At 59.1% G+C, this 15,845-nt stretch carries 13 protein-coding genes and 1 tRNA gene; 5 read left to right on the forward strand and 9 right to left on the reverse strand.

Annotated elements, in window-relative coordinates; translation table 11 throughout:
* Positions 1–9 precede the first annotated feature (9 nt).
* The 3 genes from I6J72_RS06075 to I6J72_RS06085 all read left to right on the forward strand — a co-directional run bounded on the left by I6J72_RS06075 (position 10) and on the right by I6J72_RS06085 (position 1,828).
* Positions 10–1,107, forward strand: coding sequence for an alpha/beta fold hydrolase (locus I6J72_RS06075; protein ID WP_204100315.1), 1,098 nt, complete (start codon positions 10–12; stop codon positions 1,105–1,107).
* A 183-nt stretch (positions 1,108–1,290) separates the two neighbouring features.
* Positions 1,291–1,635: an alpha/beta hydrolase gene (locus tag I6J72_RS06080; RefSeq protein WP_204100316.1), complete on the forward strand. Its 345-nt coding sequence runs from the start codon at positions 1,291–1,293 to the stop codon at positions 1,633–1,635.
* A gap of 119 nt (positions 1,636–1,754) precedes the next feature.
* Positions 1,755–1,828: transfer RNA gene (locus tag I6J72_RS06085), tRNA-Arg, on the forward strand.
* Positions 1,829–2,578: 750 nt separating this feature from the next.
* Here I6J72_RS06085 and I6J72_RS06090 read toward each other — a convergent pair.
* Complete coding sequence (locus tag I6J72_RS06090; protein WP_204100317.1) at positions 2,579–3,028, reverse strand: hypothetical protein; 450 nt, start codon at positions 3,026–3,028, stop codon at positions 2,579–2,581.
* A 109-nt stretch (positions 3,029–3,137) separates the two neighbouring features.
* Between I6J72_RS06090 and I6J72_RS06095 the strand changes: the two genes are divergently transcribed.
* Complete coding sequence (locus I6J72_RS06095) at positions 3,138–3,500, forward strand: VOC family protein (protein WP_239107530.1); 363 nt, start codon at positions 3,138–3,140, stop codon at positions 3,498–3,500.
* A gap of 147 nt (positions 3,501–3,647) precedes the next feature.
* On the opposite strand, the gene I6J72_RS06100 is transcribed toward I6J72_RS06095, so the two are convergent.
* The 7 genes from I6J72_RS06100 to I6J72_RS06130 all read right to left on the reverse strand — a co-directional run bounded on the left by I6J72_RS06100 (position 3,648) and on the right by I6J72_RS06130 (position 12,601).
* Positions 3,648–3,857 carry a hypothetical protein gene (locus tag I6J72_RS06100; RefSeq protein ID WP_115021705.1) on the reverse strand — a complete coding sequence of 70 codons (210 nt, stop codon included), beginning with the start codon at positions 3,855–3,857 and terminating at the stop codon, positions 3,648–3,650.
* 176 nt (positions 3,858–4,033) lie between these two features.
* Positions 4,034–4,327, reverse strand: coding sequence for a molecular chaperone GrpE (locus I6J72_RS06105; protein WP_115021704.1), 294 nt, complete (start codon positions 4,325–4,327; stop codon positions 4,034–4,036).
* Between the two features lie 66 nt (positions 4,328–4,393).
* Positions 4,394–4,903 (reverse strand): MarR family winged helix-turn-helix transcriptional regulator, encoded by a 510-nt coding sequence (locus tag I6J72_RS06110; protein WP_039674921.1) that lies wholly within the window; start codon positions 4,901–4,903, stop codon positions 4,394–4,396.
* A 23-nt stretch (positions 4,904–4,926) separates the two neighbouring features.
* The gene (locus I6J72_RS06115) at positions 4,927–7,497 is read right to left on the reverse strand and encodes an AAA family ATPase (RefSeq protein WP_204100319.1); all 2,571 of its coding nucleotides are present in this window, start codon (positions 7,495–7,497) and stop codon (positions 4,927–4,929) included.
* A 3-nt stretch (positions 7,498–7,500) separates the two neighbouring features.
* A complete protein-coding gene (locus I6J72_RS06120; protein WP_204100320.1) occupies positions 7,501–8,634 on the reverse strand; it encodes a metallophosphoesterase in 1,134 nt (377 codons plus the stop codon).
* 37 nt (positions 8,635–8,671) lie between these two features.
* Positions 8,672–9,496, reverse strand: coding sequence for an SWIM zinc finger family protein (locus tag I6J72_RS06125; RefSeq protein ID WP_204100321.1), 825 nt, complete (start codon positions 9,494–9,496; stop codon positions 8,672–8,674).
* Entirely contained in the window at positions 9,497–12,601 is a 3,105-nt protein-coding gene (locus tag I6J72_RS06130) for a DEAD/DEAH box helicase (RefSeq protein ID WP_204100322.1), read from the reverse strand. It lies immediately after the preceding gene.
* 242 nt (positions 12,602–12,843) lie between these two features.
* On the opposite strand from I6J72_RS06130, the gene putP reads away from it, so the two are divergent.
* Complete coding sequence (gene putP / locus I6J72_RS06135) at positions 12,844–14,406, forward strand: sodium/proline symporter PutP (protein ID WP_204100323.1); 1,563 nt, start codon at positions 12,844–12,846, stop codon at positions 14,404–14,406.
* A 94-nt stretch (positions 14,407–14,500) separates the two neighbouring features.
* Here the strand turns inward: putP and I6J72_RS06140 are convergent, their stop codons facing one another.
* Entirely contained in the window at positions 14,501–15,841 is a 1,341-nt protein-coding gene (locus tag I6J72_RS06140) for a lipase family protein (RefSeq protein ID WP_204100324.1), read from the reverse strand.
* Between the last annotated feature and the right edge of the window lie 4 nt (positions 15,842–15,845).

Below are 15,845 nucleotides of genomic sequence, written 5' to 3' on the forward strand. Positions count from 1 at the left end.
AGTTCTGTTATGCGCCTTTCTCACGTTTTCGGCTCAGCTCACGCGGTGATCGCCACGCTTGCTGCCGCACTACTAGGCTGCGTGGGGCTCATAGCCAGCCCACTAGCCACTGCCGCACCTCACAGCGTTGCTGGCCCTTCACCAACCCCAGCGCCCGCAGGCACCCCAACCATCGATTGGGTAGCGTGCCCCGTCGACGTCGATGCACCTGGCGCCGAGTGCGGTCACATCACCGTGCCTACCTTCTACGATGCCCCCGAACGCGGCAGCATCCAGGTCGGATTCGTGCGCCGTCCCGCCGCAGCGGAGTCCCGCGGCACAATCTTCATCAATCCTGGTGGCCCCGGCGGTGATGCCTTAGCGGCAGTCTCCAGTTTTCTCTGGCCCGAGGAACTCACCACACACTACGACATAGTGGGTGTACAGCCCCGCGGACTGCGCTTTTCAACTCCACTTGACTGTGACAGCTCCGTTATCGACGGCGCCGAGGGCACGGCTCAACTCACGCGTTTTGGCCAGCTCATGCGCGATGCCTGCGAGCAGTCCTACCCTGGTTATGCCGATTCCATGACCACGGTCAACGTCGCCCGCGATTGGGAGCAAGTCCGCGCAGCTCTAGGGACGGAAAAGATCATTGCCTCTGGCGTCTCCTACGGCACCGTGGTCGCTTCCGCCTACGCTACGTTCTTTCCGGAACACACCGACCGCGTCGTCCTCGATTCCGGCTACACCCCGTCTGCGTCGCTGAACCGTCAGGCCGCCAGCCAGCAACGCGGCACCACACGGGCTCTCGCTGACTTCTTCGGCTACATCGCAGCGAACGACGCCACGTACCACATGGGCACAACTCCCCTGCAGGCATATGAGCGCTGGGCAGACAAGGTTGCCACCGAATCCGGTGTGCGCCCCACTGCACATCCGCCTGCTGCTAGCACCGAAGACCTGCCTGCTCCCCTGGCCTTTACCGGTCATCGCGGCGCCGAGGTCATGACACTAACGGGCCCATTGCGCGTGCAGCTGGAGAATCTCTTCGACCAACTCCGAAACCTTGGTGCCAGCCAGTCCGACTCCCCAACGCTGTACATCACCGCATCAGTCCTGCCTTAGCCCGCGTCTTGGGAGAAGGCCGCCCATCATATCGCCGGAATCGAGACCATTGACTTCGGTGATTCTGACCCCACAGTCTCCCTCCCCACCGACACTGCCGCCCGTGCACAAGGTTTTACCACGAACCTCGTTCTCTGCAATGAGACCTACTCGGCCCATGAATTCGGTTATGGCGCGGCGTTTATGCGGGACGCTTTCGTCACCAAAGATCCATTCACGGTGCAGAACAACCAATTCCGCTCTGGACAGTTCTGCGGCGGGCGTGAACCTATAACGGCGCCTGTGCTTCTCGACGGCTCCCGCCTCACCACCCCGCCCCTACAACTCCAAGCCACCGGCGACCCACTCACGCCGTATAGCGATTTCCGCGGCATGTCAGATGCCATGCGCTCCCACGTCATCACCGTGCATGGCCCTGGCCACGGCCAGTTCGCCACCGGCAACGACGCCGTCGATGACATCGTCATGAGATACTTGCGCACCGGGCGCGTCAGCACCACCGACGCCCCCGGCTATTTCGAGCAGTAAACACCTCACCGCACCACCCCACCAGCCGCGCCCCCTGAAGGACCGCTCACTGCGCGAGCCAATTTCTAGGCGCTCACCCCTATGCGCTAGAATCGCATCGTTGGCATTTCGCCAGCGATGCCCTTGTAGCTCAGCGGATTAGAGCATCGGTTTCCGGTACCGAAGGTCGCAGGTTCGAGTCCTGTCAGGGGCACTGTGTGAAGTCTCGAGACATCGTTCCGGTCGGTGTCTCGAGACTTTTCGTTTTCGGAGCCGGCCCCGAAATTCAGGCTTAGGCTTAAGGGACGTTCACGGTAGATAAGGGCCAGAAATCTGTAATTTTTAGCCACTATCTACCGTGAATGAAAGTGACAGGTGTGTGAGACCCCGGGGCTGTGGACTAGAGCTCGGAAATCGGCTAGCCGCAATGTCACGGATACTCCTCAGTACAGGCAACTGTGCGGCCCAAGATCGTGCCCGTATGCACGATAACTGAGACCTAGTTCCGACCTCAGTTGTCGTTCATAGTTTGAGACACACTCCTAGAACTGCTCCTGAAAGCGCTAAAAGCAACCGAGCTGGGCCTCACACGAGCGGATTTTTGGCAGTCGTCACTTCGGTGTGGAAAGCCTCAGAGGATCGACGTCTCGAGACATCGCTTTTCGTCGTGTCTGGGCAGTTGTGGCTTCAGGGCTTTCTACCGGAACAGTCTCATGAGACATGCGAAACGATGTCTCCGAACCGGACACTGTCAGGGGCACTTTTTCATGCTGTTTGATGCATAAGCCCGGTGCCTTCCCATAGCCGTCACACCCCCTAACACCACATCAAGATGGTTCCAGTCATAAGGCACTACTCACAAGGTTCCCGGGGGGCACACGCACCTTCCTCCCCTCCTCCTATGGTTCGTTTGGGCCCAAACAAACCTTATGAGGAGAACCATCCTCGCTAACGTCCTTTTCGCCTAAGCCGCACGCGCAAGGCGCGCCTGAATGTCTGCAACAACCTCCTCTGGGTTCTTGGCTGAGGCGATAAAAGAGGAGGCTCCTTGCTCGATACACACGGTGGGCCCGGAAACGATATAGGCCGATGAACCATCGACCACGCGTGGACCCGCGCCTTCTTTCAGTCCTGTCTCCGGACCGACGCTGACACCGGTGATGTCCTTGAGGGAAATCGTCTTTGAAAACAAGCCCAAGACGGAAGCCGTCACGCCGTCGTCGCTCACGACGATCTTCACCCGCATCACAATACAGGCCAACGTTGCCACGATAACCAATGCGCCAAAAAGGATAGCTACCCACGTGGAATTAACCATTGTTGGCAAAAGCGCTGTCACAACTGCGAGGCCAACGACGATACCGAGCCACTGGAGCGGGCCATTGAGAAAGCGCACATAGACGTTGTCACTCATGGTTCTCAAGGGTAGTTAGAAGCGTTCCAACCTCGTGGAGCATCACCGGAGTCGGTTTCTTCAATCTTGTCGAATGCGGAGATCGTCGTTCATAGGTAAAATTTTACGCATGTCGAACCGTGAAATCGTCTTCATTGTTTATGCCAGCAACGTCGAGAAATCCGTTGAGTTCTATTCACAGCATCTTGGACTCACGGTTGACTTCACCTCACCCCGCTACGTCACCTTCGCCCTAGGCGATGGCGTTTCACTCGCTGTGTGGAGCGGCGAGAGCCAAGCACTCTCCTCTGCCCCGACGCGCACCTCGGAAGTCTGCCTCAATGTGGACAAGGACGAAGTACTTAAGGTTTACAACAACTGGACGGCCACAGGCGTAGAGGTCCTTGAAGAACCGCACGAGGATGTCTTCGGCACAACGTTTGTCGTTGCTGATCCCGACGGTAACCGTGTTCGCGTGGCTCCCATCGATTAGCCAGCGTGCTAGCGGCATGGCCGCATGGCAAACGGGTATGAAAAAGCCCCAGCAGCTTCTGCGATTGAGCTGCCGGGGCTTTGTTGGTGCCGTGGCTACTGCACCACGGGCTGCGGAGGCTTTACAGCGTCCGCGCGTCCGTTCGCGTTACTGAGTGATGAACGGGTTCACGATCTCCTGCGTGATGTCCAAGGTACCGTGCTCGATGTAGTACATACCGAAGAAAAGGGCGGTCAGAATAACCACGGAGATGAGCATCAAGGGAATCCACTGAACGAAGACGGATACCCAACCGTCAGCCTTGTCGCGTGCGGCAGCCTCGCGCTCTTCCTGAGCCAAATCGCGCTGGTTGATCATGTTCAATCCTTTCACTTAGCTCCCTCTCCGAGGAGCTCATGCTGGAGTCTTCTCCCTCACAGCTGAGGGACGCTCGCCCATTAACACAGAGTATGTTAGCAGGTTATACAGTACCGGCCGTAGTTATACGCAGATTTTCAGCGGCTATCCGTCAGAAGTTTGACACCGTGTGTGAGCTAGACCCCAGGATCCTCGTTATTCTCCAACGCCTCGATGAATTCTTCGCGGTCGTGGAACATGCGATTGATGTCATCTTCAGCGCCAACAATCCATTGCTGTGAAAGCTCATCGAAGGTCACAGCGCTTTCTGGATGCTGTTCCAGAGCCTGCTCTAAAGCCGCGGCCTGTTCATCGCTAAGCTCGTCAACGTCCTCCACTGGGCCCACCTGCGCGCTCAACTCCTCCAGCGCTTCAATGCGGTACTGAGCGTATTGGCGTTTCGGGTGCTCGAATAGTTCTTGTCCCATCATGATGTGGGGATACACCTCCTGGTGAGAATGCGGTCTGGGCCCACTGTACCCGTGAATCGCTCGATCTTAAGAGCGACTTCCGCGCAGGAGCTCGTCGGGGACGAAGTCCTTATAACCGGGCAAGTTATTCTCTGCTAACACGCCCTCACAAAACCGCAGGAGCGCTGGGGCATCTGCGGAATCGAGGTGGTCAAAGACCATGCGGCGAACGGACTCCACGTGTTCCGGTACGGATGCTCGAAGCCGCTTAAAGCCGAGTCGCGTGATAACGACCTCGACTCCCCTGGCATCGCCTTCGCATTTTTCTTTGGTCACGAGACCACGTTTTTCCATCCGCGTGATTTGGTGCGAGGCGCGGGAGCGATCCCACTCCAGCTCCGAGCACAGTTCACGCAGACGCAGGCGGTGGTTCGGGGCTTCAGAGAGGGACACGAGCACGGAGTACTCAGACATGGAGATATCTCCGCAAGCCAAGAGGGTCTCCTCCATGCCGCGGTTGATCTTGCGGATGCAGGCCAAGAGGTGACGCCACAGGTCTTGTTCTTCTTCGTTGAGCCATCGAGTTTCCGCAGTCATGACAACAACCCTACACTTTGGAGTTACAGCCCTTTTAATTTTTCCATGCTCAACTCGGTACGCCCACCAACCCAGGAATAACGCTGAGGCATGCAGGTCAACACAATGACCTGGGAACTCTTTCCCGCCTTAGTGAAAAGCGCTGCCATGAGCTGCAGACGGGAAGAATCGGTGGACCCCAATGCATCATCAATAATGATGGGCACGGAGTCCCCAGAGACGAGCTGCGCGATGGCAAACCGCGTCAGAATCCCCAACTGCTCCTTGGCACCACCGGAAAGGCCCTCAAAATCCACGGTGTCACCATTGCGGCTGCGCGTCTCTACCTTAAGTTCTTCTGACAGGTGGAAATCCACGTCGCTGCCAAAGACGGTGCGCGCCAAACCATTGAGTGCCGTGACGAACGGCTCCGCATAGCGCTGGCGGGCGGCATCGCGGTGGCGCAGCATAAGCATGCGTAGATAACGGGCGGCCTCAGCCCGGCGTTCGGTGGCGGCGTGGCGTTCGCGGGCTATCTCCAGCTCGGCAGCGGCTCTTTCTCGTGCTTCGGCCGCACCGGAGTGCATCTCAATGCGGCCAGTAAGCTCACGTTTCTCGCCGTTGGCATCAGACACAGCCGCTTTGAGCGACTCGACGTGCGTTCGTGCGCCTTGTGCCAAGGTTTCTGCGGTGGCAACATCCACGCCCGACATCTCTTTAAGGACGGCTTCCTCGTTAGCCTGTGCTGAGCGGGCTTTTTCTATGGCGGCGCGAACGTCGTCGTCACTCAGCTGTTTGCGGGCAGACTCAAGGGTCTGGGCCTTGAGGTCACGCTGCGATTCGGCTTCGTCGGCGCGGACTTGAGCAACGTCGAGGGCTGCCCCAGCTTTATTCTCGCGGTAGGGAGCCAACGCACGGTCCAGCTCGTCGAGCTGAGAGCGCAGCTCTTCTTCTTCCTTCTCCACAACGGCGAGCTCACGTGGCTCGTCGTCATTTTCATCGGCAGTCTCCAGTTCTTCGATGGCACTAGCCTCAAAGCGTGCACGAAGCTCGCCCAAATCATCACCACCCAAGGCAGCAACCAGCTCACGGGAAGCGCTGTCTAGCGCTGTAGCAAGCTGCTCGTGCTTCTCATGGGCAGCGCGAGCTTCCTCGACTGTCTCGCAGCCGGCGTTGTCCAGAAGGCGGGCTAGCTCTGCTTGGGCTTTCTCGACTCCGTCCACTCCGGATTCGCCGGCAGCGGCGGCATAGCGGGCAGTGACTTCGCCGATGCGCACCATCGTTCCATCGTGCAGCTCAACCGGGGTCTCTTTACCGGATGTGAGAGCCAAAGCCTCACCATCCACCGTGATCTCACCCGAGCCGGTGACATACAGCTTCGCGGCAGCGGCCGCACGAAGACGTTTCTGAATGCTAACCTCACGCTCGGCTTCTTCCAGAGCGTCAAGGCTCGCAATGGCGGGTGCTGCGGCCAGTTCACGGCGGCGAGCCGCTAGGGTCTCCTCAAGAGTGTCCAGCGTTTCAAGTCGTGTACCCAGTGCTTCGTGCTCCGCGCGCTGCTGGGCACGGCAAGCTCGCTGGCGCTCCTCACGCACTGCGTCATAGCGCTGTTGTAGCTCAGCGCGTTCTTCTTCAAGTTTCGCCCGTGCATTCGCCTCGTTCTCCGCGCGTTCGGTTGCCTGCGCTAGAACCGTCGCAGCGCGCACAGCGGCCTTGACCGCGAGGGAGTGCTCCTCCACGAGGGTCTGTCGGCGCTTGGCATCCTCCTGGGCACGCGTCACAGCCTCCGCAGCGCGGGTCACGGCAGCCTCTTGAGCACTCACCTTCTCCTGCGCCGCGCGTGCCGCGACAAGTTCTGCATCGAGGCGAGCGCAGTCCTCTTCGGCAGCAGGCAGGGCGGCCTCAGCTTCACTCTGCTTAAGCTCCGCAGCCTCGTAGCGCTCCACCACGCCATCGAGCTCGCGCAGGGCGGCTTCAGCAGAGGCATGGGCGTCCTCCGCTTCCTCTAAAGCCGCAATAGCAGCCTTGTACTCCCCTGCCGGTTTATCCGTCTTGGCGGTGTAGTACTGCGTGTACTCAGTTTCGATGCGCGTGAGTAGCTCGGAATCCTCAGCCACAGCGCTCGACCCGGTTTCTTCTTCCAGTGCGGCAGTCAGAGACGGAATACCTACTGCAGCGATACCCTCATTCTGGTCATCCTGGCGCACAAACAGCGCATCGAGCAGAGCGCGGTCAAGGTGCTCGCTCAAGATGCGGTCGAGCTCATTATCGGCCTCAGCACCTGTCCATTGCCCGGGGCGCGGAGACAACACCTGCAATTCCGAGGCGCGCTTTTTCAACCACCTCTTGTGGCTCCGGAAGCGATAAGGGCCCACGGTCGCTTCCAGCGTGACCTCGGGCGCTACGTCACGGCCCACGGGTTTGAGCGCCTTAATCTTCTTCGATCCCGCCGTGTGCTTTTCCGTCAGAACAAAGTCGATGGCCTCCACGAACGTGGACTTGCCGGCCTCATTTGGGCCGCCAATCACCACAACACCAGTCTCCGGCAAATCTTTGACCACAAGGCGTTCCACAGCGCGGACATTTGTCAGTTCAACAGAATGCAGTTGCATCATGGCTTAGGCTCCCTTCGCGCTGAGACGAAACAGCAGGTTGGCGGCATCACGGGCGGTGGGGTTGTCCAGATCCTCCAGCAGTTCTGTCAGTGCATCGGCGGCATAGCCACTCACACTCAGCTCGCCCAATTCCTCCTCTGACGGAGCAAGGTGCAGGTCCATCGTCCGCTCACGTGGTTTCAGGGAGGCAAAGACCTCTTCCAGATCCGCAAGGCCCTGCTCTAGCCGTGCTTGAGCGTTCAGGCCCAGCGTTCCGCGCAGGCTGTACTTCACCGCAGTGCGCGTCTTTCCAGGCAGCTCATCCAGCTCCGACAAGAAGCGCTCGACCTCCTCCATTGAGTTAAGGTCGGCATCGATGGCGCGGAAGTGCCAACGTCCAACGCTGTGCTTGGCGACGTCCACCCGCTCACCCTCAACCGTCACCACCAACGCATTACCGGAATCGCGCTCGCGATCATCGAAGGCCGTGGTTTCCGGGCTACCGGAGAACCACACCTTGCCGGTGCGGCCAAGAGAGGCCGTGGAGTGAGTATCCCCGAGCGCCAGGTAATCAATAATTCCTTCGTCGAGGCAGCGCTCCACGAATGCCAAGTCAATGGTGTCTGCATCGGTATCAGCAGATTCACCTGCGCGGGATTCCACTTGGCCGTGGCCCACCGCGATGCGGGCAATCCCGCCCGCTACCTTATCGAATGGCTCCAAGGGCTCCAGTGCACGGCGCACGAGGTCGTAATTCGCGCGTTTCGACAGGTAGGGCGCGCCGACGATTTCTACCCCTGGGCGTACCTCGATGGGCTCGGAATCTGCAATAACGTGGACGTTTTCCGCAAAGGAGTGAAAGAAAATGGAGTCCGCCACGAGTGGGTCGTGGTTGCCTGGCAACAGGTAGACGGGCACGGGCAAGTTCTTAAAGACCTCCTTTGCGCGCAGCAACGTGGACTTGTTGAGGGAGTTATGTTCAAACACGTCACCAGCCACCACGATGAATTCGGCACCCGTTTCGCTGGCTAGCTCACCGAGACGCGCTACCGCCTCCTCCCGGTCATCATCGAAGCGCGATTGCGCTGCGGGGGAAAGAAACCAGCGGGTCATCCCCAGCTGAAAGTCGGAGGTATGGATGAACGTGACAGCGGCCATGAATTCTTACTCCTCACGGGTCGCGGAGACGACAATTTTAATGCGTCAGATGGTAGTAAAGGTCATCGACATCGGAGACTGCGCGAAGCACATCTATGTTCGTATGGCTCACCGCACGCATGGCACGGCGCAGCAGGTCAGGGTCAGAATCATCCACTGCGGGTGCGTACTTAGGTTCGGGAAGCGGTGGCAGTTCGCGCCCTTCCCAGAACAGAGCATTGCGCTCTTCAGGGTCCATCTCCACGCCGCTATAGGAATCCTCGGAGGCCGCCTTGGCCTGCTCCATAACGGATTGCTCCACACGCGCGAAATCGAGCCCGCGCAGGGCGAAAATGACCGACGGATCGGCATCCATACGAGCAGCTAGGCGGTCCGCGACAGCCACGACGTGCTTGCACACATATTCTGAGTCCGGACAAGTGCAGGAAAAACGCAGGTCGTCGGCGAACTCGGCGAAGAGGATGTCAAGGGCGTCGTCGGCAAGCAGGCCCTCCCTCGCCTTCGCCACGGAGTTGGGGGTACGCGCAAACATCTCCGACAAACGGCCGATGTCCTCGTTGTTGCGGTACGGGACCTGGATGAGCACCGCGAAAGGCTCGTTCTGGGAGCCGGCAACCTTGCCGTGGACCGCCCCGTTGCGCACGTCAAGGCCCACGACGTGACCTTCGGCGGCGTATTGGCGGCCGCGGCTGATGCGCCCAGAGTCCGTATGCCCGTTGACAAAGTTCACCACCCGCGTGGCTGCCGGCTGCATGGTGCGCACGCGGTCGACACGGTGCACTTCCTCTGGGGTGCTGACGCGCTTGCGGGTGCCAAAGTTAGCGTAAATGACGTTGTCATCGCTGGGGCGTGCCGGTGCCATCTAGTTCTCCTGTCCCTTGTAGCTCATGAGATCTGCCAGCTGCTCCGGAGTTAGTTCCGTGAGCCAGCCTTCGCCCTCGCCCACCACGGCGCCGGCGAGCTGCGTCTTGCCGTCGAGGATGTCTTGGATGGATTCCTCCAGCGTGCCGGCGGTAATCATCTTGTAGACTTGTACGTTGCGCTCCTGGCCAATGCGAAAGGCGCGGTCGGTAGCCTGGTTCTCCACGGCCGGGTTCCACCAGCGGTCCATATGCACGACAATCGACGCCGCAGTGAGGTTCAACCCCGTACCTCCCGCCTTGAGCGAGAGCAGCATGACGGGAGCTCCGTCATCGGCTTGGAAATCCTGCACCATCTGGTCACGTTTGTTCTTGCTCACTCCGCCGTGAAGGAAGGGAATGTCAGTGCCCAACTGGTCGGATAGATAAGGCTGGAGAATATCGCCGAAGGCCTTGTATTGGGTAAAGATGAGCACGCGCTCGCGGGATTCAATCGCCTGGTCCACAATGCGCATGAGCTCTTCCACTTTGCCGGAGCGGTGCTTGCCCTTGATGGTGACTGCGCTGCCGTCACCAAGGAAGTGGGCCGGGTGGTTACAAATCTGTTTGATACGCGTGAGCGAGGCCAGCACGAGCCCGCGGCGCGACATGCCCTCCTTTTTGCCTAGGGCTTGTTCCACGTCAGCAACGAGTGCCTTATATAGCGCTGCTTGCTCGTCGGTCATGCGCACGGTGATGATCTGCTCGGATTTGTCAGGCAGGTCATCGATGATGTTTGGGTCCGTCTTCAGCCGACGCAGGATAAACGGCGCGGTGAGAAGGCGCAGGCGCTCGGCCATTTCCTCGTTGCCTTCGCGTTCGATGGATTTGGAAAAGTGGTTGCGGAAAAACGACGCCGAGCCGAGGATGCCGGGGTTGCAGTAGTCCAGGATGGAGCGCATCTCTGACAAGCGGTTCTCAATCGGCGTACCGGTCAGCGCCACGCGGTGGCGCGACGGGATAGAGCGCACCGCTTTGGAGGAACGCGTTGCCGCATTTTTGATGGCTTGGGCCTCATCGAGCACAACGCGGTCCCAATCCACCTTGCTCAAGGTGAGGAAGTCACGGGCCACGGTGCCGTAGGAGGTAATGACGACGTCAGCATTCTGCGCCGCCTCCACAAGTTTCTCGCCTTTGAGCCTGCCGGTGCCGTGCTGGACCACGACTTTGAAGCTCGGCACGAAGCGCGCGGCCTCACGGGCCCAGTTGCCCACGACGGAGGTGGGGGCGACAACCAGCGTGGGGTTCCACGCCGTGGCGTCCTTATCCTCCGCGGCGTGGGCTTCCGTATCTCCCGCGGCGTGGGCTTTCGCCCACGCCGCCTTTTCGACGGCCAGCAGCGACAGTAGTTGGAGGGTTTTGCCCAACCCCATGTCGTCGGCAAGCACTGCTCCAATATTGTTCTGGGACATCCAGTAGAGCCAGTCCACGCCGCGGCGCTGGTAATCGCGCAGCTCCGCGTGGACGGTATCTGGGATATCCACGCGGTCCGGAGCAGTGGTCTCGAGGCCTCCGAGCAGCGAGGTGTGCCACTGGGAGCCGGTAAAGGCGATGGGATCCTCCGCCATCGACTTGAGCGCCATCTCGCGCAGGTCCGCAATGGAAACGACGTTATCTTCTTCGCCTTCGTTGAATTCCTTGCGGCGGCGCTCTACTTCAGCGACGAGCTCCTCCCAGCCGGGTTGCTCTAGCTGGCGGGCCATTTCGGCGGTTTTTGCGAGCTGCTCGAGTTCTTTGAGGGCTCGCCTGCGGGCGGTATCGGCAAGCTCACGCATGTACTGCTGAATCTTGTTAAGCGCCTGGGTATCCGCCATAACCCACTCACCGCGCAACTTGATGAGGCCGGACTTGGACTTAACCAGCTCCTCCATTTCGGCGTCGGTCAGCTGCGTGTCACCGACGGAGAGCTTCCAGTCATAGTTGACGAGTTTCTCCATGCCGATATGCGCCTTGGTGGAACCTTCAGCCGGGTCGTGCACCTCGACGGTCTCCAACTTGGCCTTGGTCTCCATATGTGACCACGACTTCGGAAGCATGACGGTGAAACCGGCCTTGCGCAGGGCTGCAGCATCGTGGGTGACAAACTCCACGAGCTGTTCGGTCGTCAGATACACGTCCCAGTCACCGGCGTAGGGTGAGGGCGCCCCCGAGTTGTATTTCAGACGCGGGGCCACGTCAAAGGCGTGGCGGCGGGCATCGCGAAGCTTCTCGACACTCCCGCGGTCCAACTGCTCCTGCTTCACCGGGCGCGGTGAATCGGTGCCGGAGCGTACGAGCACGCGGATGGGCCACGTGGTCTCTTCTGGATCCTCATCCTCCTGAGGCTCTTCGACGAGGAAGACCAATTGCAGGTCCACCGACGTGATGGAGTCCTTCCACTCATTGAGCCCGCGAAGCAGCTGGGCGCGGCCCTTCTTCACTGGTGAGGTCTTCAGCAGTGAGAGGGCGAAATCATGCCAAGGTGCTGCACGTGGAGCATCAATCTGCGAACGCAGCTGGGTATAGGCAATCCAGTGAGTGAGCTCATCAGCTAAATCATCTGACAGCGCGCGGTTATTAATCGTCAGAATGCCAGGTGCTGCGGCGAGCATCTCCGCCAGCCAGCTGCGCTCTCCCAGTCCGGAGGCGAGCTGCCACATGGGGTACCACTCGCCTGCTTGATAGGACAGGCGAATAGTCACCCGTCCGGCTCGGACAAAACGGTAAAGACCGCGATACGCGCGGATGAGCCACAGGAGGTCTGGGGCAATGGTCGCGCGCTGTTCTGCTGTCACCGCTTGGCTGTCGGTATCGAGGTATTCCAACTTGGCCAGGGTCTCAACAGCCTCATCCGGTGCGAACATGGCCATGGGCACCATCAGGGAGACGTCTTTTCCCTTCGGCGTGCGCAGCGACACCCGCGCTCGGTTGCGGAACGTCTTCTTCCCCAAGATGGTGTCGACAACATCGGGGAAGGTGCCCTCCGGAACGGTGGAGGGCATGACGATTTTGTGTCCTTCGACCTGTTCGATCCACAGACTCAGGCCAGAGACGGGCAGCCAGAGGCCATGCAGCAGGTAAGAAGCCATAACGGCCAGTTTAGCAGCACACCATCTGGGGGCACTGGGTGCAGAAAGTTCCCAAATGCTGCCGCAATACCCAATCGTTATAGTCTCGTTACATTTCGGCGTTACGCCAGTAAGACCGTACATTAAGCTGTGACCAAGGTAACCAAATACTGGTCGCCTTGCCGATTTTCAGTTGGGCAGGACCGTTTACCTCGTTAGCGTGAATGCGTCCTACTCTTAATCTCAATCTCAAGGAGAGATCAGTGCAAGACTCCACTTGGTACGTCGTTGCGATGATCATCTATCTGCTTGCCATGGCCGCCATCGGCTTCTGGAGCTACAAGCAGACGGATGAATACGACGACTATGTTCTAGCCGGCCGCGGGCTTCACCCGTTCGTAGCCGCACTGTCCGCCGGTGCGTCCGATATGTCCGGCTGGCTTCTCATGGGCCTGCCTGGCGCCCTGTTCCTCACCGGTATGTCCGAGCTCTGGATGGCCATCGGTCTTCTTGCCGGCGCTTGGGCGAACTGGAAGTGGGTTGCGCCGCGCCTGCGCTCCTACTCTGAAATTGCCGGCAACTCGATTACCGTGCCGTCCTTCTTCGAGAACCGTCTGCACGATAAGTCGCGCATGCTGCGCATTATCGCTGCGGCCATTATTATCTTCTTCTTCACCTTCTACGTGTCCTCCGGCATGGTCGCCGGTGGTCGCTACTTCGAGTCCAGCTTCGGCGGCGACTACATGGTCGGCATGCTCGTTGTGGCTGCCGTGACGGTGTTCTACACCTTCGTCGGTGGCTTCCTCGCGGTGTCCTATACCGATACCGTCCAGGGCCTGCTCATGTTCGCTTCCCTCATCATCGTGCCGATTATGGTGCTCTTCGCACTGGACAATCCTGGCGAGATCTTCAGCTTCGCTGCTGAGAACCCCTACGCCACCGGTGGCGTTATTGAGAACCCGAATTACTTCTCCCTGTTCTCCGGCGTTTCCGCTGCCGTCATCATCGGTAACTTGGCGTGGGGCTTGGGCTACTTTGGCCAGCCGCACATCATCGTCCGCTTCATGGCGCTGCGTAAGCCTTCCGATGCCCGCGCGGGCCGTTTCTACGGCGTCAGCTGGATGGGTATCTCCCTGATTGGTGCTATCTTCGTGGCACTGTCCGGTACCGTCTTCTTCACTCAGACTGGTCACTCCATCACTGACCAGGAGAACTATGAGACCATCTTCCTGGACATGGCACAGGTTATGTTCCACCCGCTATTTGCCGGTCTGGTCCTGACTGCGGTTCTGGCAGCCATCATGTCCACCATGTCCTCCCAGATGTTGGTTGTTTCCACCTCCTTGATTGAGGACCTCTACCTCATCTTTGCGAAGAAGAAGCCGAGCCAGGACGTCCTGATTAACCTGTCCCGTACCGCTGTCGTGGCCATCGCCATCATCGCTGCCGTGCTGGCCATCAACCCATCCGACTCGATTCTGGGTCTGGTCGGCTTCGCCTGGGCCGGCTTCGGCTCTGCCTTCGGCCCGATCGTCCTTCTGTCGCTGTACTGGAAGCGCCTGAACTCCACTGGTGCTATCGCCGGTATGCTCACCGGTGCCATCGTGGCCATTGGCTGGGGCATGAGCCCGCTGGGCGATACCCTCTACGAGCTGGTTCCGGGCTTCATCTCCGCTCTGCTCGTGGCCGTCGGTGTTTCCCTGGCCACCAAGGCCCCGGATGCGAAGGTCACCCACGAGTTCGAGGAGGCCTCCCGTCTGGCCAAGCTCGTCGAGAACAACAAGAACCTCGACTTCGAGGAGGCTGCGGAACAGGTGCAAAGCTAAACGCTGACCCCCTATCCCATTTCTTTTCAAGCCCCTCGCTGAGCTAATTCATCACGAAGCTTCGGCGAGGGGTTTGTCTTATGCGCAAGAACTTTTAAGACAACGCCGCTTCAATAGCTTTGACTGACTCAGTAATGTGTGGGACGGTGCCAGCAACATGTGAACGTGCATCATTCGGGATGAACGTCACGTTCGCGCCGCGCGAAGTCCATTGGTTAACCAACTGCTCAGCGGTCGAGAATGGAATCACGTCATCGCCGCGGCCATGCGTGACTACCACTGGGATCGACGGGGCATCGTAACCGATGTGCTGGTCCGCGAGGATACGGTCGTATGGCGCAGAAGCAATGAACTGGTCAACATCCTTCTCCTCATTGCTGATCTGCTCAATAGTAGTTCCTGCAAAGCTTGTGAGCCCCAAGGTGCAGGTGTTGGTGGCGCGTTTAAGGATTTCAGCGCCCTTCTCATTGAGGTGGGAATAAAGGTCTTCCCCATAGGAGTCACTCAGCCCCAGCAACGCATAGGATTCAAACAGGAAGTACAACGTGCCGTCGAGCGCCGGCGGCAGCAACGTCAGGTCGGCGGGCGCAGCGCCAATGGTAGCTAGTTTGACGTTAAGTTCAGGCGCGTAATCGTCATAGAGCTCCGCTGCTGATGCCGCTGCCCCACCGCCCTGCGAGTAACCGTTGATGAACACGGGGTTATCGGCAGCAATATCCCAACCGCTAAGCTGCTGTGCTGCACGCGCACTATCCAAGACGGCATGCGCCTGAGAGATTCGATCCATGTAGGTGTGCATACCTGGGGTCCCAAGACCTTCATAGTCTGTGACCACAACCGCATAGCCCTTCTTCAGATATTGCTCAAAGAAGAACTGCTCGTAGTCCCCCACACCTTCAGCGATCTTGCGCGACGGCGCGCATCGGTCTGCCACTCCCTGCGTTCCCGGAGCGAATGCTACAACTGGGCGCGGGCCGGGCCCCACCCACGCAGCTTTGGGCTCAATAACAATGCCGCTAACAGCAGTCTTTTTTCCAGTGCGGTTGGTAGAGGAATACAGGATTCGCTGGGCCTTGTACGGTCCAATATTGGTAATTCCGAGGGTGTTCGACGGGTTGCGAACAGGCTCGGAACGGAAAAGTTGGCCGGGGGTGGACGACTCCACATCAACGGAATCGTGGTAGAAGGCCGAGTATTCATCTCCGACCGGGTTGTTCATACCAGGTTCCGGTGCCGTGGAGTAGTTCTTCAACTCCTCCGCAGCATCCTCAATATCACCGGATTGCTCCGGGCTCTTCGTTGCTACGGGATCTTTAAGGGCTTCCTCAGCGAGAGCGGATTCTGGCAGTTCTGGCGCGACATCCTGCGCTAAGGCAACAGGGCTTGATGCGGCAACGAGACATGCCACAGTAAGAATGGGAAGGGACGATTTCACTGCA

Origin of the sequence: Corynebacterium sp. FDAARGOS 1242, from assembly GCF_016889985.1 — a bacterium.
GTDB lineage: Bacteria > Actinomycetota > Actinomycetes > Mycobacteriales > Mycobacteriaceae > Corynebacterium > Corynebacterium minutissimum_B.